Annotated in this window: 18 protein-coding genes and 2 rRNA genes; 14 read left to right on the top strand and 6 right to left on the bottom strand. The window is 73.0% G+C overall.

The window, feature by feature from the left end:
* Both ABZ478_RS11255 and rrf read left to right on the top strand, forming a co-directional pair.
* Positions 1–94 (top strand): 23S ribosomal RNA (locus ABZ478_RS11255); the annotation flags it as partial.
* 110 nt (positions 95–204) lie between these two features.
* Positions 205–321: ribosomal RNA gene (gene rrf / locus ABZ478_RS11250) — 5S ribosomal RNA — on the top strand.
* Between the two features lie 29 nt (positions 322–350).
* Here the strand turns inward: rrf and ABZ478_RS11245 are convergent.
* Positions 351–1,301: a hypothetical protein gene (locus tag ABZ478_RS11245; RefSeq protein WP_359547543.1), complete on the bottom strand. Its 951-nt coding sequence runs from the start codon at positions 1,299–1,301 to the stop codon at positions 351–353.
* Positions 1,302–1,718: 417 nt separating this feature from the next.
* Between ABZ478_RS11245 and ABZ478_RS11240 the strand changes: the two genes are divergently transcribed.
* Complete coding sequence (locus ABZ478_RS11240) at positions 1,719–2,597, top strand: hypothetical protein (protein ID WP_359547541.1); 879 nt, start codon at positions 1,719–1,721, stop codon at positions 2,595–2,597.
* Between the two features lie 63 nt (positions 2,598–2,660).
* Here the strand turns inward: ABZ478_RS11240 and ABZ478_RS11235 are convergent, their stop codons facing one another.
* Positions 2,661–3,944: a DUF1015 domain-containing protein gene (locus ABZ478_RS11235; protein WP_359547491.1), complete on the bottom strand. Its 1,284-nt coding sequence runs from the start codon at positions 3,942–3,944 to the stop codon at positions 2,661–2,663.
* 73 nt (positions 3,945–4,017) lie between these two features.
* Here ABZ478_RS11235 and ABZ478_RS11230 point away from each other — a divergent pair, with 73 nt between their 5' ends.
* The 4 genes from ABZ478_RS11230 to ABZ478_RS11215 all read left to right on the top strand — a co-directional run bounded on the left by ABZ478_RS11230 (position 4,018) and on the right by ABZ478_RS11215 (position 8,204).
* Positions 4,018–5,043, top strand: a complete 1,026-nt coding sequence (locus ABZ478_RS11230; protein ID WP_359547488.1) for an HAD-IIA family hydrolase — start codon at positions 4,018–4,020, stop codon at positions 5,041–5,043.
* 184 nt (positions 5,044–5,227) lie between these two features.
* Entirely contained in the window at positions 5,228–6,271 is a 1,044-nt protein-coding gene (locus ABZ478_RS11225; RefSeq protein ID WP_359547485.1) for an iron chelate uptake ABC transporter family permease subunit, read from the top strand.
* Positions 6,268–7,314 carry an iron chelate uptake ABC transporter family permease subunit gene (locus ABZ478_RS11220; RefSeq protein WP_359547482.1) on the top strand — a complete coding sequence of 349 codons (1,047 nt, stop codon included), beginning with the start codon at positions 6,268–6,270 and terminating at the stop codon, positions 7,312–7,314. Before ABZ478_RS11225 ends, ABZ478_RS11220 begins: the two co-directional genes overlap by 4 nt.
* Positions 7,315–7,337: 23 nt before the next feature.
* Positions 7,338–8,204 carry an ABC transporter ATP-binding protein gene (locus tag ABZ478_RS11215; protein WP_359547480.1) on the top strand — a complete coding sequence of 289 codons (867 nt, stop codon included), beginning with the start codon at positions 7,338–7,340 and terminating at the stop codon, positions 8,202–8,204.
* Here ABZ478_RS11215 and ABZ478_RS11210 read toward each other — a convergent pair.
* Positions 8,188–8,535 carry a sterol-binding protein gene (locus ABZ478_RS11210; protein ID WP_358934833.1) on the bottom strand — a complete coding sequence of 116 codons (348 nt, stop codon included), beginning with the start codon at positions 8,533–8,535 and terminating at the stop codon, positions 8,188–8,190. The genes ABZ478_RS11215 and ABZ478_RS11210 overlap by 17 nt on opposite strands.
* A gap of 171 nt (positions 8,536–8,706) precedes the next feature.
* On the opposite strand from ABZ478_RS11210, the gene ABZ478_RS11205 reads away from it, so the two are divergent.
* The 5 genes from ABZ478_RS11205 (at position 8,707) to ABZ478_RS11185 (ending at position 13,959) form a co-directional block, all read left to right on the top strand.
* Positions 8,707–9,000 carry a hypothetical protein gene (locus ABZ478_RS11205; RefSeq protein ID WP_359547538.1) on the top strand — a complete coding sequence of 98 codons (294 nt, stop codon included), beginning with the start codon at positions 8,707–8,709 and terminating at the stop codon, positions 8,998–9,000.
* Positions 9,001–9,007: 7 nt separating this feature from the next.
* A complete protein-coding gene (locus ABZ478_RS11200) occupies positions 9,008–9,823 on the top strand; it encodes a TlyA family RNA methyltransferase (RefSeq protein ID WP_359547478.1) in 816 nt (271 codons plus the stop codon).
* Positions 9,820–10,728, top strand: coding sequence for an NAD kinase (locus ABZ478_RS11195; RefSeq protein ID WP_358934837.1), 909 nt, complete (start codon positions 9,820–9,822; stop codon positions 10,726–10,728). Before ABZ478_RS11200 ends, ABZ478_RS11195 begins: the two co-directional genes overlap by 4 nt.
* A gap of 85 nt (positions 10,729–10,813) precedes the next feature.
* Complete coding sequence (recN, locus tag ABZ478_RS11190) at positions 10,814–12,556, top strand: DNA repair protein RecN (protein ID WP_359547475.1); 1,743 nt, start codon at positions 10,814–10,816, stop codon at positions 12,554–12,556.
* A gap of 266 nt (positions 12,557–12,822) precedes the next feature.
* A complete protein-coding gene (locus ABZ478_RS11185; RefSeq protein WP_359547473.1) occupies positions 12,823–13,959 on the top strand; it encodes a glycosyltransferase family 4 protein in 1,137 nt (378 codons plus the stop codon).
* Here ABZ478_RS11185 and ABZ478_RS11180 read toward each other — a convergent pair.
* The 3 genes from ABZ478_RS11180 to ABZ478_RS11170 all read right to left on the bottom strand — a co-directional run bounded on the left by ABZ478_RS11180 (position 13,956) and on the right by ABZ478_RS11170 (position 18,909).
* Positions 13,956–15,605 carry a PucR family transcriptional regulator gene (locus tag ABZ478_RS11180; RefSeq protein WP_359547471.1) on the bottom strand — a complete coding sequence of 550 codons (1,650 nt, stop codon included), beginning with the start codon at positions 15,603–15,605 and terminating at the stop codon, positions 13,956–13,958. The two genes, ABZ478_RS11185 and ABZ478_RS11180, sit on opposite strands and share 4 nt — an antisense overlap.
* 49 nt (positions 15,606–15,654) lie before the next feature.
* Positions 15,655–17,037 (bottom strand): FAD-binding oxidoreductase, encoded by a 1,383-nt coding sequence (locus ABZ478_RS11175; protein ID WP_359547468.1) that lies wholly within the window; start codon positions 17,035–17,037, stop codon positions 15,655–15,657.
* Between the two features lie 69 nt (positions 17,038–17,106).
* Positions 17,107–18,909 (bottom strand): glycoside hydrolase family 15 protein, encoded by a 1,803-nt coding sequence (locus ABZ478_RS11170; protein ID WP_359547535.1) that lies wholly within the window; start codon positions 18,907–18,909, stop codon positions 17,107–17,109.
* 552 nt (positions 18,910–19,461) lie between these two features.
* On the opposite strand from ABZ478_RS11170, the gene ABZ478_RS11165 reads away from it, so the two are divergent.
* The gene (locus tag ABZ478_RS11165) at positions 19,462–21,111 is read left to right on the top strand and encodes a CTP synthase (RefSeq protein ID WP_359547465.1); all 1,650 of its coding nucleotides are present in this window, start codon (positions 19,462–19,464) and stop codon (positions 21,109–21,111) included.
* 83 nt (positions 21,112–21,194) lie between these two features.
* Entirely contained in the window at positions 21,195–21,830 is a 636-nt protein-coding gene (locus ABZ478_RS11160) for an NUDIX hydrolase (RefSeq protein WP_359547463.1), read from the top strand.
* Positions 21,831–21,985 lie beyond the last annotated feature (155 nt).

Raw genomic sequence — 21,985 nt, 5'->3', positions numbered from 1 at the left:
AGGCTCCCAGTAGACGACTGGGTTGATAGGCCGGATCTGGAAGCCAGGTAACTGGTGGAGGTGACCGGTACTAATAGGCCGAGGGCTTGTCCTCATTTGCTCGCGTCCACTGTGTAAGTTCTGAGGCAACGAACAGTTGCCGGCTAGAGCTGAACTAATTAACACAAGTAAAAAGTGTGCTTGTTCGCTCGAAACCATTAGGGTTTCGGTGGTCATAGCGTGAGGGAAACGCCCGGTTACATTTCGAACCCGGAAGCTAAGCCTCACAGCGCCGATGGTACTGCAGGGGGGACCCTGTGGGAGAGTAGGACGCCGCCGAACAATCTTTGGAGGACCCCTGGTCCCAGCGTTCAGCTGGGACCAGGGGTCCTTTTGTTTTTACAATGCTTGCGGTACCTAAGACAGGAGTCACCATGTCCACCAACTCTCCCGACGATCGACCGGAGCGCGACCAGCGGCGACGGGACAGTGGTGACCGTGGTGACCGCGGCGGCTACCGCGGGGACCGTGGCGGCTTCCGTCGAGACAATGACCGTCGCGACAACGACCGTGGTGGCTACGGCCGGCGCGATGACAGCCGCGGAGGCGGCCACGGGGACCGTGCCGACCGTGGTGGCTTCCGTCGGGACGACCGCCGTGACGACCGTGGCGGGGACCGTCGCGACGATCGCCGTGGTGACGACCGTGGTGGCTTCCGCCGTGACGACCGTGGCGGGGACCGTCGTGACGACCGTCGTGGTGGCGGCTACGGCGACCGCGGCGACCGGGGTGGTTACGGCGGCCGTCGGGACGACCGCCGTGAGGGCGACCGGGGCCAGGGCCACCGTCCGGGCTACCAGCGTGACGACCGCGACCGTGGACCGCGCCGCGACGACCGTGGCGGTGACCGTCCCGGCTTCCGCCGCGACGACCGTGGCGGTGACCGTCCCGGCTTCCGCCGTGACGACCGCGGCGGTGACCGTCCCGGCTTCCGCCGTGACGACCGGCGCGACGACCGCCGTGACGACCGCGGCGGTGACCGTCCCGGCTTCCGCCGCGACGACAACCGCAGCGACTTCCGCCGTGACGACCGCCGTGGCGACGACCGCGGTAGCTTCCGTCGGGACGACCGCCGTGACGACCGGGGCGGGGAGCGTCGCGACGATCGCCGTGGTGACGACCGTGGTGGCTTCCGCCGCGACGACCGTGGCGGGGACCGTCGTGACGACCGTCGTGGTGGCGGCTACGGCGACCGCGGCGACCGGGGTGGTTACGGCGGCCGTCGGGACGACCGCCGTGAGGGCGACCGGGGCCAGGGCCACCGTCCGGGCTACCAGCGTGACGACCGCGACCGTGGACCGCGCCGCGACGACCGCGGCGGTGACCGTCCCGGCTTCCGCCGTGACGACCGGCGCGACGACCGCCGTGACGACCGCGGCGGTGACCGTCCCGGCTTCCGCCGCGACGACAACCGCAGCGACTTCCGCCGTGACGACCGCCGTGGCGACGACCGCGGTAGCTTCCGTCGGGACGACCGCCGTGACGATCGCCGCGATGGCGACCGCGGTGGCTTCCGAGGCCGGGACGACCGGGGTGGCCGTGGGCCCCGCCGGGACGACCGGGACGGCCGGCCCGGCGGCTTCCGGGGACGCGACGGACGGGACGACCGCCGTGACGACCGGCGTGGCGGTGGCCGCTTCCGGGACGAGCGGGACCGGGATCGTGAGCCGATCAAGCGGCTGCCGATCCCGGAGGACGTCACCGGTGAGGAGATCGACAAGGACGTCCGCCAGGAGCTGCAGAGCCTTCCCAAGACGCTCGCGGAGGACGTCGCCAAGAACCTGGTGATGGTCGCGCGGCTCATCGACGAGGACCCCGAGGGCGCCTACGGCTACTCCAGGGTGGCGCTGCGACTGGCGTCCCGGGTCGCCGCCGTGCGTGAGGCCGCCGGGTTCGCCGCCTACGCCAACCAGAAGTACAGCGAGGCCCTCGCCGAGTTCCGCGCCGCGCGGCGCATGACCGGCAGCGTGGAGCTGTGGCCCGTGATGGCCGACTGCGAGCGCGGCCTCGGCCGCCCGGAGAAGGCCCTCGACATGGCCGGTGCCCCCGATGTGCACAAGCTGGACAAGGCCGGTCAGGTCGAGATGCGGCTCGTCGCGGCCGGCGCCCGGCGCGACATGGGCCAGCTGGACGCGGCCATCGTGACCCTGCAGAGCCCGGAGCTGGCTTCCAACTCGGTCCAGCCCTGGACCGCGCGCCTGCGCTACGCCTACGCCGACGCCCTGCTGGCGGCCGGCCGGGAGGGCGAGGCGCGGGAGTGGTTCGCCAAGGCCGTGGAGGCCGACCGCGACGGCAGCACGGACGCCTCCGACCGGCTCGCCGAGCTGGACGGTGTCGAGTTCGTCGACGCGCTCGACGAGAGCGACGGCCCCGCCGACGAGGCCGAGGGTGCCACCGTCGAGGGCGACCGGTCCGACGACGAAGGCCCTGCCGACGAAAGCTCTGGCGACGAGGTCTCCGACGACGAGGTCTCTGGCGACGAGGTCTCTGACGACGCGGGCTCCGACGAGAGCCGCGACGAGAAGGCGGACGAGAAGGCGGACGAGGACAAGGACTGACGTCCGAAAAGGTGATAGGGCGGGACTCCCCGGAGTCCCGCCCTTTCGCATGTCCGGGCCCGGTCAGAGCTCCAGCGCGCGCAGCACCAGCCCGGACGCCGGTTTCGGGCCGAAGGACGTGGACTTGCGGGGCATCTTCACGCCCTGTCGCGCCAGTTCTCGTACGACCTCCTCGCGTACCGGGTGCAGCAGGACGGCGGTGCTGCCGTCCTGCTCGGCCTTCGCGACGGTGGCCGCCGTGTCGTGGATGTAGGCGATGTGGGCGGGGGAGTCCTCGGGGACGTGCCAGACGTGCTCGAGGAGCGTGGCGTGCAGGACGGTGGCGTCGAGGGAGCGCCAGGCGGCCGGACGGTCCGCGGGGATCGTGCGGTCCAGGAGGCCGGGGTCCGGGCGGTCGACCAGATGGAAGGCGCCGTCGCCGGCCAGCAGGAAGGCGTTGCCCGCGCAGGCCGCGTCCGCCAGCACCTCCTGCGCCTTGGGCAGCGGCACGTCGAGGCGCCGTACCCGGAACAGCCCGTCCAGGGCCGCCAGCGCGTCCCTGACCGGCAGTCCGTGCAGCAGGCGGTGGATGGCGCGGACGCGGAGCGGGTAGCGGGCGGTGTCGACCAGCAGGACCAGACCGTGGTCCCAGGGGCTGGGCGAGGGGTGCTCGGACCGCAGCCGCAGGTAGGTGGCCCAGCGGTGGTGGCCGTCGGCGATGAGGGCCTGGTGCTGCGCCAGGTCGGCCTGGATGCCGGCCAGGTCGGCGGGGCCGGTGACCGACCACAGGCGGTGGTGGAAGCCGTCCTCGGTGGTCGTCGCGAGCAGCGGGGGGCCGGCCACCGTGCGTTCGACGACCTCGGCCGCCGTGCCGTTGCCGTGGTAGGTCAGCAGCAGGGGCTCGAGGTTGGCGCGGGTGGCGCGCATCAGGGCGGCGCGGTCCGCGACGACCGGGGGCATGACGTCCTCGTGCGGCAGCACTACGCCGTCGTCGGGGGCGGAGACGCGCAGGGCGCCGATGACACCCCGCTGGAGCATGCCGTCGCCGTCCCGCTGCTCGTACACGTACAGGGCGGGATCCGGGTCGGGGGCCAGCACGCCCTCGGCGAGCCAGCGGCGCAGGGTGTCGGCCGCCTGTTCGTTGCGGGCGTCCGGGGTACCTGCCTGGGGGAGGATCAGCCGGACGATGTTGTGCGGGTCGGCGGACTCGAGGTGGTGCAGGCCGTCGGGGCGTACGACGACGTCGTACGGGGGAGAGGTGACGGAAGCCAGGCTGCCGACCCGGTCGGGGTCGTAACGAAGGCCTCGGAACGGGGTCAGTTCCAGGCCTCGGCGCACCGTTGCTTCCGAGTGACCTGCTGTGTTCATTTCGGCATCGTACGTGTGCCGGCGGGGTGGGGGATGATCGGGGGAAAGACGGTCGAACGAGGAGCGATGTGCAATGAGCGAGGGCGTCAGGACGAGGCCCGAGGGCAGTGGGCGGCCCCTGAGCGAGGCGTACGACACGGCGCTGCTCGATCTGGACGGGGTGGTGTACGCGGGCGGGAACGCCATCGCGCACGCCGTCGAGTCGCTGGAGCGTGCCCGCGCGGGCGGCATGCATCTGGCGTACGTCACCAACAACGCCCTGCGGACGCCGGACGTCGTGGCCGACCATCTGACGGAGCTGGGCATACCGACCGGGGCGGACGACGTCATCACCTCGGCTCAGGCGGTCGCCCGGCTGATCAGCGAGCAGGTGCCGGCCGGGGCCCGGGTGCTGGTGATCGGCGGTGAGGGGCTGCGGGTGGCGCTGCGCGAACGGGGTCTCACGCCGGTGGAGTCGGCGGACGACGATCCGGCTGCGGTGGTGCAGGGGTACGGCGGCCCGGACCTGACGTGGTCCCGGTTCGCGGAGGCCTCGTACGCGGTGGCGCGGGGCGTGCCGTGGTTCGCGTCCAACACCGACCTGACGATTCCGAGCGGGCGCGGGATAGCGCCGGGCAACGGCGCGGCCGTGGAGGTCGTGCGGATCGCGACGGGCGCGGAGCCGCAGGTCGCGGGCAAGCCGCTGCCGCCCATGCACCGGGAGACCATCCTGCGGACGGGCGCCGAGCGGCCGCTGGTGGTCGGGGACCGGCTGGACACCGACATCGAGGGCGCGTTCAACGGCGGCGTGGACTCACTGCTGGTGCTGACCGGGGTCACGGACGGCCCCAAGTTGCTGGCCGCGCCGCCGCAGCACCGGCCGACGTATGTGGACGCCGATCTGCGCGGGCTGCTCACGGGGCAGCCGGAAATCACCCGTGAGGGTGACGGTTTCCGGTGCGGAGGGTGGACGGCGACCGCGGCGGACCGGCTGGAGCTCGAAGGCGACGGGGAGACCCTGGACGGACTGCGGGCCCTGTGCGCGGCGGCCTGGACGGCGGCCGGGGACGGCTCCTGCGAGTTGGACGGGGAGAAGGCGCTGGCGCGGCTGGGACTCTGACGTCCGGGCGGTGACCGGTCGCCGGGCGGAGCGGTGACCGGTCGCCGGGCGGAGCGGTGACCGGTCGCCGGGTGCCGGGGCGGCGTTCCCGGGTACCCCGCTCCGGGCGGCTGCGGGGCCGGCTCAGGGCCCGGCGGCGAAGGCGGCATCGAGATCACATGGGAGGGTAGGCTAACCTAACCTCGTGTTGGTCGACAGTCCTCCGGAACAGCGCGCGGACACCGCCCCCGCGCCCCCAACCCGCCGGGCGGTGAGGGGCCTTGGGCTCCTGCTCTCGGTCGTGATCCTGGTGCTCGTCGCCCTGGCGAGCATCGCGGTCGGCGCGAAAGCGCTGTCGCCGGACCAGGTCTGGCACGGCCTGTTCCACAGCACGGGTACGTACGGCGACGTCGTCGTGGACGAGCGGATGTCGCGTACCGTCCTCGGTCTGCTGGCCGGTGCCGCGCTCGGTCTGTCCGGCGGGGTGCTGCAGGCGCTGACCCGCAATCCGCTGGCCGACCCCGGGCTGCTCGGCATCAACGCCGGTGCCTCCGCCGCCGTCGTCACGGCGCTCACCTTCTTCGGTGTCACCAGCCTCACCGGCTATGTGTGGTTCGCGTTCGGCGGCGCCGCGGCGGTCGGCGCGCTGGTGTGGTTCCTCGGCGGCAGCCGCGGCGCCACCCCGGTCCGGCTGGCGCTCGCCGGCACGGCGATCAGCGCCGCGCTGTACGGCTACCTCCAGGCCGTGATGATCATGGATGGCGCGGCGCTGGGCAAGATGCGCTTCTGGACGGTGGGTTCACTGGCCTCGGCCACGGACTCGACCATCGCGCAGGTGCTGCCGTTCCTGCTGGCCGGCACCCTGCTGGCGCTCGGGCTCGCCCGGCCGCTGAACGCCATGGCGATGGGCGACGACACCGCCCGCGCCCTCGGCGCGAACCTCAACCGCACCCGGGCTCTCGCCATGTTCGCGGCGACGGTGCTCTCCGGTGCCGCGACCGCCGCCTGCGGTCCGATCATGTTCGTCGGCCTGATGGTGCCGCACGTCGTGCGCTCCTTCACCGGCCCCGACCTGCGCTGGATCCTGCCCTACGCGACCGTCCTGTCGCCCGTGCTGCTGCTCGGCGCCGACGTCCTCGGCCGGGTGGTCGCCCGGCCCGCGGAACTCCAGGTCGGCATCGTCACCGCGCTCGTCGGCGGCCCGGTCTTCATCTTTCTCGTACGACGGCGGAGGACGGCCCAGCTGTGAAGACCCGACGGACGAGCCGTGCCGTGCGCACTCCTGGGGGGCTGTCCCTGCGCCTGGACGTCCGGGCGCTGAGCGTCGTCGCCCTGCTGCTGCTCGCCGCCTGCGCCGCGGGCGTGGCGCTGATCGGCACCGGCGACGCCAGGATCCCGGCGGCCGACGTGCTCAGGACGCTGGCCGGCGACGGCACCGCGTACCAGGACTTCATCGTCAACGAACTGCGGCTGCCACGCGTGCTGGTGGGGCTGCTGGTGGGCGCCTCGCTCGGTCTCGGCGGCGCCCTGTTCCAGGCGGTCTCCCGCAACCCGCTCGGCAGCCCGGACGTGCTCGGCCTGTCCCAGGGGTCGACGGCGGGCGCGCTGGTCGTGATCGTGCTGATGTCCGGCAGCGCCGCCCAGGTCACCGCGGGCGCGCTGGCCGGCGGCCTGGTGACCGGGTTCGCCATCTACCTGCTCGCCTGGAAGCAGGGCGTGCACGGGTACCGGCTGGTCCTGGTCGGCATCGGCGTCTCCGCGATCGTCACCGCGGTCAACGGCTACCTGCTCACCAAGGCCGACCTGGTCGACGCGACCCGAGCGGTGGTGTGGATGACCGGGTCCCTCAACGGCCGTGACTGGGAGCAGGTCTGGCCGCTGCTGTGGCTCTGCGCCGTCCTCGTGCCGCTGGTCCTGGCCAACGCGCGGGGGCTGAGGATGATGGAGATGGGCGACGACGTCGCCAACGCCCTCGGGGTGCGGGTGCAGCGCGTGCGGCTGGTGTTGATGGTGTCCGCCGTGCTGCTCACCGCGGCCGCCACCGCCGCCGCCGGGCCCGTCGGCTTCGTGGCGCTCACCGCGCCGCAGCTCGCCCGGCGCCTCACCCGCTCGCCCGGCCCGAACCTGCTGCCCTCCCTCTGCATGGGCGCCGCCCTGCTGGTCACCGCCGACTGGGCCGCACAGCGTGTCTTCGGCGCCGACCAGCTTCCCGTGGGCGTGGTCACCGGCGTGCTCGGCGGCTGCTATCTGCTGTGGCTGCTGGTCGCCGAGCGCAGGGCGGGCCGGATATGAGCGGTACGAAGGACGCGCAGGACATGAGCGGCACGAAGGGCCGGCCGGACCCGCGCGGCTCGCACCCGAACACCCCGAGGAGCACTGTGAACCGCCTGTCCGCCGAGAACGTCACCCTCGCCTACGGCCAGCGCGTCATCGCCGAGGAGCTGTCGGTGGAGATCCCCGACAACTCCTTCACGGTGATCGTCGGCCCGAACGCGTGCGGCAAGTCGACGCTGCTGCGGGCGCTGTCGCGGATGCTCAGGCCCAGCCAGGGCCGGGTGCTGCTGGACGGACAGGTCATCCAGTCGATGCCGGCCAAGAAGGTCGCCCGGTCGCTCGGTCTGCTGCCGCAGTCGTCCATCGCGCCCGACGGCATCACGGTCGCCGATCTCGTCGGCCGCGGCCGCTACCCGCACCAGGGCATCCTGCGCCAGTGGTCCGCCGAGGACGAACGGGTGGTCCAGGAGTCCATGGCGCGGACCGGGGTCGCCGAACTGGCCGACCGGTACGTGGACGAGCTGTCCGGCGGCCAGCGCCAGCGCGTCTGGATCGCCATGGCCCTCGCCCAGCAGACCCCGCTGCTGCTCCTGGACGAGCCCACCACCTACCTGGACATCCAGCACCAGATCGACGTACTCGACCTGTGCGCCGAACTGCACGAGACACAGGGGCGGACGCTGGTGGCCGTGCTGCACGACCTCAACCACGCGGCCCGCTACGCCACCCACCTCATCGCCCTGCGCGGCGGCGAGGTGATCGCCGAGGGCGCGCCGAACGACATCGTCACGGCCGAGCTGGTCGAGGAGGTCTTCGGGCTGCGCTGCCAGATCATCGCCGATCCGGAGACCGGGACCCCGCTGGTGGTCCCGGCGGCCCGCAGGGCACGGCTCACAGCAGCTTCCTGAGCCGGAACAGGTCCAGCAGACTCGCGTCGAGGCGCACCCGGCCCCGGCCCCAGGCGGTCGCGAAGTTCAGCTCGCCGTCCACCAGGCCCACCAGGTCGTCGCCGGCCATGGCGAGCCTTATCTGCGCCCTCTCGCGGGGCGGCCCGGGGTGCGTGGTGTCGACCTCGATCCGGCCGCCGGTCATCCGGCCCACGAAAGTGACGTCGAGGTCGGTGATGTGGCAGCTCACCGAGCGGTCCAGGGCGGCGGCCGCCCGGACGTCGCCCTCGGCGCCCTGCATGTTGTCCGAGAGCTTCCCCAGCGCGGTGCGGCACTCCTCGATCGTGGCCATGGCCACCGACGGTACCCCAGCGGTTCGGGGTAGCGTCTGGGCATGAGCGAGTCCGTGCCCGAGGCCCCGGCGGAGGCCGAAACCGAGACCGTGCCCGAAGCCCCGGCACAGACCGTGACCGAGGCCGTGCCCGTGGCCGTTCCCGCGACCGCGCCGGAGGCCGGTTCCACCGTGCCCGGCGCCGGATCCGCGGCCGGGCGGTCGGCCGGACCCGACCCCGGGTACGCCCTCGAGCCCGGGGGCGATCCCGCGGCCCCCGCGCCCCTGGGTGTCCCGCGCACCTCCACCGGCGACGCCGACGTCGACGCGCGGCTCCAGCGGCTGGCCGACGCCGACCACCTCGCCACCGACGGCCACGTGGAGGTGTACGAGGATGTACACAGGGGGCTGCGCGACGCGCTCACCGCGCTCGACACGCGCCCCGGACCCCCGGTCCCCGTACCGCCGTACCGACACAGGAGCTGAACCGAACGTGGCAGGAGTCGCACGCCGTCGTCTGGACGCGGAGCTGGTCCGCCGGAAGCTGGCGCGCTCGCGCGAGCACGCCAGCCAGCTGATCGCCGCCGGACGGGTCACCGTCGGCAGGACCGTGGCGACCAAGCCGGCCACGCAGGTGGAGACGGCGGCGGCGATCGTGGTCCAGACCGACGGGAGCGACCCCGACTACGTCTCCCGTGGCGGCCACAAGCTCGCCGGCGCGTTCGAGGCCTTCGTACCGCTGGGTCTCGCCGTGGAGGGCCGGCGCGCGCTGGACGCCGGCGCGTCCACCGGCGGCTTCACCGACGTCCTGCTGCGCGCGGGTGCCGCGCACGTCGTCGCCGTGGACGTCGGATACGGCCAACTCGCCTGGTCCCTTCAGAACGATGAACGCGTCACCGTCAAGGACCGTACGAACGTACGCGAGTTGACGCTTGAGGCGATCGATGGGGAACCTGTGGATCTTGTCGTGGGTGATCTGTCCTTCATTCCGCTCGGGCTGGTGCTGCCCGCCCTGAAGCGGTGCGTGAAGCCGGACGCCGACCTGGTGATGATGGTCAAGCCGCAGTTCGAGGTGGGGAAGGAACGGCTGGGCAGCGGGGGTGTCGTACGGAGTCCGCAGCTGCGGGCGGAGGCCGTGCGTGGGGTGGCCGACAAGGCCTGGGAACTGGGACTCGGGGTGCGGGGGGTCACCGCGAGTCCGCTGCCCGGACCGTCGGGCAACGTCGAGTACTTTCTGTGGCTGCGGTCCGGCGCCCCCCGCCTGGACCCGGCCGAAGTCGACCGAGCAGTGGCGGAGGGGCCGCGTTGACACAGAACCGAGCGCGAACTGTTTTCCTGCTCGCCCACACCGGGCGGCCCGCGGCCATCCGCAGCGCGGAGCTGGTGGTCAAGGGGCTGCTGCGGCACGGCATCGGGGTGCGGGTGCTGGAGGAGGAGGCGCGCGACCTGCCGCTCCCGGACGAGGTGGGACTCGTCAAGGAGGCTACCCCGCAGTGCCTCGACGGATGCGAGCTGCTCATCGTCCTCGGCGGTGACGGGACCCTGCTGCGCGGCGCCGAGTTCGCCCGGGCCTCGGGGGTGCCGATGCTCGGCGTCAACCTCGGACGGGTCGGGTTCCTGGCGGAGGCCGAGCGGGACGACCTCGACCGGGTGGTCGACCGGGTGGTGGCACGCTCCTACGAGGTCGAGGAGCGGATGACGATCGATGTCGTCGTGCACCGCAACGGCGACATCGTGCACACCGACTGGGCGCTGAACGAGGCCGCCGTGCAGAAGGCCGGCGCGGAGAAGATGCTCGAGGTGGTCCTCGAGATCGACGGTCGGCCGGTCACGGCGTTCGGCTGCGACGGGATCGTGCTGTCGACGCCCACCGGATCCACCGCGTACGCCTTCTCGGCCGGCGGGCCCGTGGTGTGGCCCGAGGTCGAGGCGCTGCTGATGGTGCCGATCAGCGCGCACGCGCTGTTCGCTAAACCGCTGGTCACCTCGCCGGACTCGGTGCTCGCGGTGGAGGTGCTGCCGCACATTCCGCCGGGTGTGCTGTGGTGCGACGGGCGGCGGACCATCGAGCTGCCGCCCGGGGCGCGGGTGGAGGTGCGGCGCGGCGCGGTGCCGGTGCGGCTGGCGCGGCTGCACCACGCCTCGTTCACGGACCGGCTGGTCGCGAAGTTCGCGCTGCCGACCACCGGCTGGCGGGGCGCGCCGCACCAGTGACCGGCCCGGCCCTCCGCACCGCGCGGGGGGCCACTCGCCGGGGTGACACGGGCGGGCCATGTGCGCTCCCCGCCCCGGACCTCGTATGGTCTGTTCCGTGTTGGAGGAGATGCGGATACGGTCGCTCGGGGTCATCGACGATGCCGTGGTCGAGCTGTCACCGGGGTTCACCGCCGTCACGGGCGAGACGGGTGCGGGCAAGACCATGGTGGTCACCAGCCTGGGACTGCTGCTCGGCGGGCGCGCGGACCCGGCGCTGGTGCGGATCGGGGCCGGTAAGGCGGTCGTGGAGGGGCGGATCGCCGTGCCCCCGGACGCCACCGCCGTCGTGCGCGCGGAGGAGGCCGGGGCCGAGCTGGACGACGGCGCCCTGCTGATCAGCCGTACCGTCTCCGCCGAGGGCCGCTCACGGGCGCACCTGGGCGGGCGCAGCGTGCCGGTGGGACTGCTCGCCGAGCTGGCCGACGACCTGGTGGCCGTGCACGGCCAGACCGACCAGCAGGGGCTGCTGAAGCTCACCCGGCAGCGGCAGGCGCTCGACCGGTACGCCGGGGACGCCGTCGCCGTGCCGCTCGCCAAGTACGCCGGGGCCTACCGGCGGCTGCGGGCCGTCTCCGCCGAGCTGGAGGAGATCGTCACACGCGGGCGTGAGCGCGCCCAGGAAGCGGACATGCTCCGCTACGGGCTCGAGGAGATCGCCGGTGTCGAGCCCCGGCCCGGGGAGGACGTGGAGCTGGCCGAGGAGGCGGAACGGCTGGGGCACGCCGAGGCCCTGTCGTCCGCCGCGTCCGCCGCGCACGCCGCTCTCGCGGGCAACCCCGAGGACCCCGAGGGGATCGACGCCACGACCCTCGTCGGGGGCGCGCACCGGGCCCTGGAGGCCGTCCGCTCGCACGACCCGGCGCTGGCCTCCCTCGCCGAACGCATCGGTGAGGTCGGCATCCTGCTCGCCGACGTGGCCGGAGAGCTGGCCGGATACGCCGACGACCTGGACGCCGACCCGCTGCGGCTGGCCGCCGTGGAGGAGCGCCGGGCCGCCCTCGGCGCGCTGACCCGCAAGTACGGCGACGACGTGGGTGCCGTCCTCGCCTGGGCCGAGCGGAGCGCCGCCCGGCTCACCGAGCTGGAGGGCGCTGACGAGCGGACCGGCGAGCTGACCGCCGAGCGGGACGCCCTGCGCATCGAACTGGGCGGACTCGCCCAGGCGCTGACGGACGCCCGGACGGAGGCCGCCGAGCGGTTCGCCGCCGCCGTGACCGCCGAGCTGGCCTCGCTGGCGATGCCCCACGCGCGCGTGTCCTTCGACATCCGGCAGACCGAGGATCCCGAGGGTGTCGAGGTCGGCGGCCGGTCCGTCGCCTACGGCCCGGCCGGTGCCGACGAGGTCGAACTGCTGCTCGCCCCGCACCCGGGTGCCCCGCCGCGGCCCATCGCCAAGGGCGCGTCCGGCGGCGAGCTGTCCCGCGTGATGCTGGCCGTGGAGGTCGTCTTCGCGGGCACGGACCCGGTGCCGATGTACCTCTTCGACGAGGTGGACGCCGGTGTCGGCGGCAAGGCCGCGGTGGAGATCGGGCGGCGGCTGGCGAAGCTGGCCAGGACCGCGCAGGTCGTCGTGGTCACCCACCTGCCCCAGGTCGCCGCCTTCGCCGACCGCCAGCTCCTGGTCGAGAAGACCAACGACGGCACGGTGACCCGCTCCGGCGTCAAGGTCCTGGAGGGCGAGGAACGGGTCCGCGAACTCTCCCGCATGCTGGCCGGCCAGGAGGACTCGGAAACGGCCCGCGCCCACGCGGAGGAACTCCTGGCGACGGCCCGCGCCGACCTCTAGCGCTCCGGTTCGGAGCTCACGTTCGAATGCGAAGGGCCCTCGGCGTCTGCTCACCCGTGTGGGTGAACGTGCTCCGGCGCAGTGCTCCGGGTCGCCGTGATGTGCGCCTCCCCGGGTTTTGCCGGAACGGCCTTACGTCCTGGCATGCTTGGTGGTGTACGCGGTCCGCGCGGGAGGCGCGCGGTACGTCCTTTCGGTCCTCCCTGCCCGCTACCTTCGGTACGTTTTCTCGTGACGCCCGCCCCGAATCAGGAGCCCCTGGCCCCGTGAGCCCCGTGAGCAGCAACGCACCGCACGGCCAGTCGCCGCTGCGCACCGTGCAGGTGCTGGGCGGGGGCAACGCCGGCAGCAGCGCGCACGTACGCTCCCTGGCCGAAGGGCTCGTCGCCCGGGGCGTGCGGGTCACGGTGTGCGCCCCCGTCGAGGCCGACCACGCCTACGACTTCACCGGGACCGGCGCCGACCATGTGCACGTCCCGCGCAGCAGCGACCCGGCCTCCGTGGCCGTGCTCCGGGCGGCCTGCGCCGGCGCCGACCTCGTGCACGCCCACGGTCTGCACGCCTCCTTCCGCGCCGTGCTCGCGCTCAGCGGGCGCGGCACCCCGCTGGTGGTCACCTGGCACAACCGGGCCCGGGCGGAGGGCGCGCGGGCGCATCTGCTGCGGGTGCTGGAACGGCGCGTGGTGCGCACCGCCGCCGTGGTGCTCGGCACCACCTCCGAACTGGTGGACCGGGCCCGCCGCACCGGTGCGCGGGACGCCCGGCTGGCGGCCGTGGCCCTGCCCGGCCGGCGCCGGCGCGCCGACCCCGACGACGCCGACCAGGGGCGGCCCAAACTGAGGGCCGAACTCGGCGCCACCGGACGCCCGTTGCTCATCGCCGTCGGCTCCCTCGACCGGCAGCGCGGCTACGGCGTCCTGCTGGACGCGGCCCGCGCCTGGCGCGGCCTCGACCCGGTCCCGCTGGTCGTCGTCGCGGGGGAGGGGCCGCTGCGGCCCGAACTGCAGCGGCGGATCGAGGACGAGGAACTGCCGGTACGACTCGTCGGGCGCCGTGACGACGTGCCCGAGCTGCTCGCGGCCGCCGATCTGGCGGTGCTCACCAGCAGGTGGGAGTCCCGGTCCGTGCTGGCCCAGGAGGCGCTCCAGGCGGGCGTGCCGCTCGTCGCGACGCGCGTCGGCGGCGTCCCGGACCTCGTGGGCGAGGCCGCCGAACTCGTTCCGTACGGCGACGCGGAGGCCCTCGCGGACACCGTCGTCCGGCTCCTCGCCGACCCCGGACGCCGTGAACTGCTGCGCGAGCGGGGCCCCCGGCAGGCCGCGACCTGGCCGACCGAGGACGAGACCGTCGCCCAGGTCCTGAGCGTCTACGACGAACTCACCCAGCCCAGACCCCTCCCCTAGGGGGCGTGGCGCCGGGCGCGCAGCGCCAGGCTCAGGGCCAGTACCGTCTGCGGGTCGTCGAGGTCGGTGCCCAGCAACTCCCCGATGCGGGCGAGGCGGTTGTAGAGGGTCTGCCGGTTGAGGTGCAGTTCGCGGGCGGTCTCCGCCTTGCGGCCCGCGTGCGCGAGATAGGTCTCCAGGGTGGGCAGCAGCGGCGGCTTGGAGCGGTGGTCGTGGTCGCGCAGTGGACCGATCGCGCGGTCCACGAACGCCGCCAGGTCCGGGTGGTCGCGCAGCCGCCACAGCAGCAGGTCGATGTCGAGGCGGCGGGCGTCGTACCAGGGCCGGTCGGAAAGTCCCTGCGCCGCGGCCGCCGTCTCCGCCGCGTGCCGGAGCCCCGCCGACGCGGCCGCCCAGCCGCCGGCCACCCCGACGACCACCACCGGCGGGGCCGCGCCCGGCCGCTGCATCCCGGCCCGCTCCACACCGGCCCGCAGCGCCGCCGCCACCCGGTCCGCGACCGCCGGCCGCTCCGACTCGGCGCGCAGCCCGAGCAGGACCAGCACCCGGCCCTCGACCGGCCGGACACCCAGCAGCACCGGCACCCCCACCGCGGCCAGCTCCTCGGAGACCGCGCGTGCCAGCACCGCCCAGCCGCCGGACGGGGACAGGGAGTCCCCGACCCGCATCACCACCGGCAGCAGCGGGCTGCCGCCCGGCTTGAACCCGAGCACGCGGGCCTGCGCCGGGGCGTCCTCGGCGGTGATACGGCCCTCCGCAAGGTCGGTGAGGAAGTCGCCCCGGCCGCGCGCGGCCAGCTCCTCCTCCTGCCGGGCCTGCATCAGCACGACGGCCAGGATGCCCGCCGCCCGCTCCGCGGCCATCCGGTGCACCGGAGCCAGCGGCGAGCGGACCGGCAGCAGCACCAGCCGGGCCCGTACCGACCCCGGCCCCGCCCCGGGCCCACCGCCGGGAACGTCCACGAGCACCGAACCGGCCGGCGGCGGCGCGTCCTTGTGCGGGCCGCGCAGCCCCTCCCAGACCTGCAGCGGGTCCGCGCCCTCCGGCCCCGGGCCGGCGGCGTACAGCAGCCGGCCGTCCGCCGTCTCCAGGAACACCGGGTTGGCGCAGAAGTCGGCCAGGATGCCGAGCACTTGAGGCACCCCGCCACCGCCCAGCAGCGCCTCCGTGCACCGCCGGTGCACCTCCTCGGCGCGTTGCAGCAGCGCGTAGTGCCCGTTGACGATCTCGGTGTGGATCTCCTCGGTGACCGCGACGAAGGGCACCTCGCGATGCAGCTGGACCAGCGGCAGCCCGGCGGCGCGTGCGGTGTCCACCAGCGCCGCGGGCAGCCGGGTGAACCGCGGCCCCAGCTCCACCACCAGCGCGGCGATCCCCCGCTCGGCGAGGGTGCGTACGAACGCCCGCTGCTCGGCGGGCCGGGTGCCGAGCCCGTAGCCCGTGGTGAGCAGCAGCTCGCCGCCCTTCAGCAGTGAGGCGATGTTCGGCACCTCGCCCGCGTGCACCCAGCGCACGGTGCGCCCCAGCCGGTCGCCGCCCGCCAGGATCTCGGGCAGTCCGCTGCGCAGCCCAGGCAGCTCCAGCGCCCGCCGAACGGTGATCCCGGCGCCCTGAGTGGCGAGTCTGCTCTCCGTACCGCTGTCCATGCAGCGGACGCTACCTGCGCAAACGCCCGGACGACAGCGTGTGTCCCGGCTACACCGGCCGGATGTTGTGGTTGAAGCGGAACACGTTGTCGGGGTCGAAGGCCCGCTTCACCTTCTCCAGCCGCAGCAGGTTCCCCTCGCCCAGTCCCGCCCGGACCCGGTCCCGGCCCTCGTCCCCGATGAAGTTCAGATAGACGGCGCCGGTGCTCCACGGCCGGACGTCGGCGCGGACCTCGCGCACCCAGGCGACCGCCCGCTCGTCGTCGGCCGGGTCCTGCCAGATGGCGAAGGGGTGCACCGCCCAGGGCGCGTCCCGGTAGGGCACCGGGTACTCGTGCGGACCGGCGGCGATCGCGCCGCCCTGCGGGAACAGCAGGTGCTGGGTGCTGGTCGGTACCGGCATGCTCTCCGCGCGGGCGCAGTAGACGTCCACCAGTTCGTCGGGCAGACCGGTCACGTACTCCGCCGACCAGTAGTTCCGCTGCCCGGGCGGATCGTCCAGCATGCACTGGACGTCCGCGTACGGCATCGCGCCGGCGATCTCCGCCTCGTGGGGCAGCGCCAGCAGGGGCTCGGCCAGCTTGCGCAGGTCCTCCTCACCGCCGGCGTAGGTCAGCAGCGCGGCGCACACCAGCTTGCCCACCAGCTCCGCCGGTACGAACTCCTCGGGCGGGCCGGTCAGATACAGCACGGCGCCGCTCACCTCGTCGGGACCGGAGGTGACGGTCTCGCGGAAGATGCGGACCACGTCCCGGCCCAGGTGCGGCAGGTAGAGCAGCAGGGCGATGGAGAACTCGGGCAGTTCGTGCAGCCGCAGGGTGAGCGCGGTGGCGACGCCGAAGTTGCCGCCGCCGCCGTGCAGGGCCCAGAACAGCTCCGGGTTCTCGTCGGCGCTCGCGTGCACCCGCTCGGCGTCCGCGGTGACCAGCTCCACGCCGAGCAGGTTGTCGGCGGCGTAGCCGAAGGTGCGGTCCAGCCAGCCGGTGCCGCCGCCCAGGACGAAGCCGCCGACGCCGGTGGTGGAGGCCCGGCCGCCGGTGGTGGCGAGGCCGTGCGGCTGGGTGGCCCGGTCCAGATGGCTCATCGTGGCGCCGCCCTCCACCCGGACCGCCTCGGCCGCCGGGTCGACGCTCACCCCGTGCATCCGGCGCAGGTCCGCCACGACGGCGCCGTCGCCGAGGGCGGTGCCGGCCACACTGTGGCCGCCGCCGCGCACCGCGACCGGCAGGTCCAGGTCCCGTGCGAACCGTACGGCGCGGACCACGTCGTCCGGGCCCGCGCACTGGGCGATCACGGCCGGCCGCCGGTCGATCATCGCGTTGAAGACGGCGCGGGCCTCGTCGTAGCCCGGGTCCGAGGGGGCGAACACGTCGCCGGCAAGATCTTCGCGCAACGCGGCGAGGGCCGCGCCGGCCTTCGAAGGGGAAGCCATGGCCGCCCCCTTCCGGAAAGGGGCAATGGTGCCTCTCCAGCCTAGGCGGGGCGGCTCACCCGGTCGCGTTCAGCCGCCGTACGCCCCGGAGGCCGTCAGCCGCAGTGCGGTGTCGATCAGCGGCACATGGCTGAACGCCTGCGGGAAGTTGCCGACCTGGCGCTGCAGCCGCGGGTCCCACTCCTCGGCGAGCAGCCCGAGGTCGTTGCGGAGTGCGAGGAGCTTCTCGAACAGCTTCCTCGCCTCGTCCACGCGGCCGATCATCGCGAGGTCGTCCGCCATCCAGAACGAGCAGGCGAGGAAGGCCCCTTCGTCGCCGGGGAGGCCGTCGACGCCCTCGTCCTTGCCCTCGGTGGGGTAGCGCAGGATGAAGCCGTCCGAGGTGGACAGCTCGCGCTGGATCGCCTCGATGGTGCCGATCACCCGCTTGTCGTCCGGGGGCAGGAAGCCCATCTGCGGGATCAGCAGCAGGGAGGCGTCCAGCTCCTGGGAGCCGTAGGACTGCGTGAAGGTGTTGCGCTCCTTGTCGTAGCCCTTCTCGCACACGTCCCGGTGGATGTCGTCGCGCAGTTCCTTCCAGCGCTCCAGCGGGCCGTCCGCGTCACCGGACTCGATCAGCTTGATCGTGCGGTCCACCGCCACCCAGGCCATCACCTTGGAGTGCACGAAGTGCCGGCGCGGGCCGCGCACCTCCCAGATGCCCTCGTCCGGCTCCTGCCAGTGGTCCTCCAGGTAGCGGATCAGCTTCAGCTGAAGCAGGGACGCGTAGTCGTTGCGGGCCAGACCCGTCATGTGGGCCAGGTGCAGGGCCTCGGTGACCTCGCCGTACACGTCGAGCTGGAGCTGGTGCGCGGCACCGTTGCCGACCCGGACGGGGGCCGAGTGCTCGTAGCCCGGCAGCCAGTCCAGCTCGGCCTCGCCCAGCTCGCGCTCGCCCGCGATGCCGTACATGATCTGCAGGTTCTCGGGGTCGCCGGCGACCGCCCGCAGCAGCCACTCGCGCCATGCGCGGGCCTCCTCGCGGTAGCCGGTGCGCAGCAGCGAGGACAGGGTGATCGCCGCGTCGCGCAGCCAGGTGTAGCGGTAGTCCCAGTTGCGGACGCCGCCGATGTCCTCGGGCAGGGAGGTGGTGGGGGCCGCGACGATGCCGCCGGTGGGGGCGTAGGTCAGCGCCTTCAGGGTGATCAGCGAGCGGACCACCGCCTCGCGGTACGGACCGTGGTACGTACAGTGCTCGACCCACTCGCGCCAGAAGGTCTCCGTCGCCTCCAGCGACTGCTCCGGTTCCGGCAGCGCCGGCGGCTCCTTGTGCGAGGGCTCCCAGGAGATGGTGAACGCGATCCGGTCGCCCGGGGCGACGGTGAAGTCGGCGTAGGTCGTCAGCGCCTTGCCGTAGGTCTCGGCCTCCGTGTCGAACCACACCGAGTCGGGTCCGGCGACCGCCACCGTGCGGCCCTCGTGCTTGTGCACCCAGGGCACGACCCGGCCGTAGGAGAACCGCATCCTGAGCGCCGAGCGCATCGGCACCCGGCCGGTGACGCCCTCCACGATCCGGATGAGCTGCGGGGCGCCGTCACGCGGGGGCATGAAATCGGTCACGCGCACGGTGCCGCGCGGGGTGTCCCACTCGGACTCCAGGATCAGCGAGTCGCCCCGGTAGCTGCGCCGGGCGGCGGTGGGCGGCTGTGAGTCGGCCGCGTGCGCCGGGCCGAGCCGCCAGAAGCCGTGCTCCTCGGTGCCCAGCAGGCCGGCGAAGATGGCATGCGAGTCGAAGCGGGGCAGGCACAGCCAGTCGACTGTGCCGTCCCGGCAGACCAGGGCAGCGGTCTGCATGTCTCCGATGAGTGCGTAGTCTTCGATGCGCCCGGCCACGTGCAACTCCAGTCGAACGGCCACGTCACCCCCGCGCAGGGGGGCTGTCGCTAGTGCGGTCAAGGGGTCGTTGTTGTGCGTCGTTGAGCGGTGAAGCAAAGCAGCCCGCCGAGCCCTGGGGCAAAACGACAGTCCTTGCTCAACGAACTGCCGCGCTCTCGTTGTTCCGGGTACCGCGGGCGGGGGTGTGCCGTCGTTCCGGACGGGCTCGGCAGGTGAGTGTCCGAGCAGGATACGACGCACGTAGATGATCTGCGTGCCGCTCCCGGCAACCCGTGTGGGCCGAACGAGTGAGCAGCGGGTGATGAGCATGTGACGAATGAGCGCCTGTGTACAGGGGTGTGACGGACGCCGCCCCGGAACGGAACCGCTGCGTGCGGGAGCGGGAGCGGAGCGTGGCCGGGAGCCATCTCGTCCGGGCGCTGTTACGCTGGTAGCCCGTGGACCGGTGGTGGAAGACCCCCGAACCGCAGCGACGGCGACCCCCGGAAACATCCGGACCGACAGCCGCACCGCACGACAGACAGCGACCACGGGAGCCCCCTCTTGGCCATGCCGCCGAAATCTACGACGACCAAGCACATCTTCGTCACCGGGGGTGTCGCCTCCTCGCTCGGCAAGGGCCTCACCGCCTCCAGCCTGGGCATGCTGCTCAAGGCCCGCGGCCTGCGCGTCGTGATGCAGAAGCTCGACCCGTACCTCAACGTCGACCCGGGCACGATGAACCCCTTCCAGCACGGTGAGGTGTTCGTCACGAACGACGGCGCCGAGACCGACCTGGACATCGGCCACTACGAGCGCTTCCTCGACCGGGACCTCGACGGATCCGCCAACGTCACCACCGGTCAGGTCTACTCGACCGTGATCGCCAAGGAGCGGCGCGGCGAGTACCTGGGCGACACCGTGCAGGTCATCCCGCACATCACCAACGAGATCAAGCACCGCATCCGCCGCATGGCGACGGACGAGGTCGACGTGGTGATCACCGAGGTCGGCGGCACGGTCGGCGACATCGAGTCGCTGCCGTTCCTGGAGACCGTCCGCCAGGTCCGCCACGAGGTCGGCCGGGACAACGTCTTCGTCGTCCACATCTCGCTGCTCCCGTACATCGGCCCCTCCGGCGAGCTGAAGACCAAGCCGACCCAGCACTCCGTCGCCGCCCTGCGCAACATCGGTATCCAGCCGGACGCCATCGTGCTGCGCTGCGACCGCGAGGTGCCGACCGCCATCAAGCGCAAGATCTCGCTGATGTGCGACGTCGACGAGGCCGCCGTCGTGGCCTGCCCGGACGCCCGGTCGATCTACGACATCCCGAAGGTCGTGCACTCCGAGGGCCTGGACGCCTACGTCGTGCGCAAGCTCGACCTGCCCTTCCGGGACGTCGACTGGCGGACCTGGGACGACCTGCTGGACCGCGTCCACAACCCCGACCACGAGATCACCCTCGCCCTGGTCGGCAAGTACATCGACCTGCCCGACGCCTATCTGTCGGTCACCGAGGCGCTGCGCGCCGGCGGGTTCGCCAACAAGGCCCGCGTCAAGATCAAGTGGGTCACCTCGGACGACTGCAAGACTTCGGCCGGCGCCAAGGCGCAGCTCGGCGACGTCGACGGCATCTGCATCCCCGGCGGCTTCGGCGACCGCGGTGTCCTCGGCAAGGTCGGCGCGATCCGCTACGCCCGCGAGAACAAGATCCCGCTGCTCGGCCTCTGCCTGGGGCTGCAGTGCATCGTGATCGAGGCCGCGCGCAGCCTCGCCGACATCCCGGACGCCAACTCCACCGAGTTCGACCCGGCCACCGGCCACCCGGTCATCTCCACGATGGCCGAGCAGATGGACATCGTCGCCGGTGAGGGCGACATGGGCGGCACCATGCGGCTCGGCATGTACCCGGCGAAGCTGGCCGAGGGCTCCATCGTCCGTGAGGTGTACGAGGGCAAGGAGTACGTCGAGGAGCGGCACCGCCACCGCTACGAGGTGAACAACGCCTACCGCGCGGAGCTGGAGAAGAGGGCCGGCATCCTCTTCTCGGGCACCTCGCCGGACGGCAAGCTCGTGGAGTACGTGGAGTACCCGCGCGACGTCCACCCCTACCTGGTCGCCACGCAGGCGCACCCCGAGCTGCGCTCGCGGCCGACCCGCCCGCACCCGCTCTTCGCCGGGCTGGTGAAGGCCTCGGTCGAGCGGAAGATCTCGAAGTAACACGAGAGTTGTACGGTGGCCGGGGCGCGCCCATTCAAATGGATCGCGCCCCGGCCGCTCGCGCACGTGTGGAAGGACAGGGCATGACGATCAAGGACACCCCCGCGGAGTGGGAGATCCGGGCGACCCAGACCCCCTTCAGGGGCAACAAGACCTCCGTGCGCACGGACGAGGTCGTCATGCCCGACGGCTCGGTGGTCGGCCGTGACTACCAGGTGCACCCCGGGTCGGTCGCCGTCCTCGCCCTGGACGAGGAGGACCGGGTGCTGCTCATCAACCAGTACCGGCACCCGGTGCGGCACAAGCTGTGGGAGATCCCGGCCGGCCTGCTCGACGTGCCCGGCGAGAACCCGCTGCACGCCGCCCAGCGCGAGCTGTACGAGGAGGCGCACGTCAAGGCCGAGGACTGGCGGGTGCTGACCGACGTGTACACCACCCCCGGCGGCTGCGACGAGGCCGTGCGGATCTTCCTCGCCCGTGATCTCTCGGAGGCCGAGGGCGTGCGGTTCGAGGCGGAGCACGAGGAGACCGACATGGAGCACGCGCGCGTGCCGGTCGACGAGCTGGTGCGCCGGGTGCTCGCCGGTGATGTGCACAACAACTGTCTCGTGGTGGGCGTCCTCTCGCTGGTCGCCGCCCGGGGCGGGGACGGCCTGGACGGCCTGGACGGCCTGCGCCCGGCCGACGCGCCCTGGCCCGCGCGTCCCTTCGAGTCCTGAGCCCCGAGTCCCGGAAGGGCCCCGGCGGCCGTCCGGGACCCGCTCGCCCCGGCCCCGGACCCACCCCGGCCCGGGGCCCGCTCCCAGCCGTCCGCGCATTGGTGTGACGATCGCCTGATCCGATCGGGGGATGTGCCCGCCGCGCTCCCACCGGA

It is taken from the genome of Streptomyces sp. NPDC005706 (genome assembly GCF_040631045.1).
Lineage (GTDB): Bacteria > Actinomycetota > Actinomycetes > Streptomycetales > Streptomycetaceae > Streptomyces.
The sequence above is the reverse complement of the archived record's forward strand: the minus strand, read 5'-3'. Positions and strand labels throughout refer to the sequence as shown.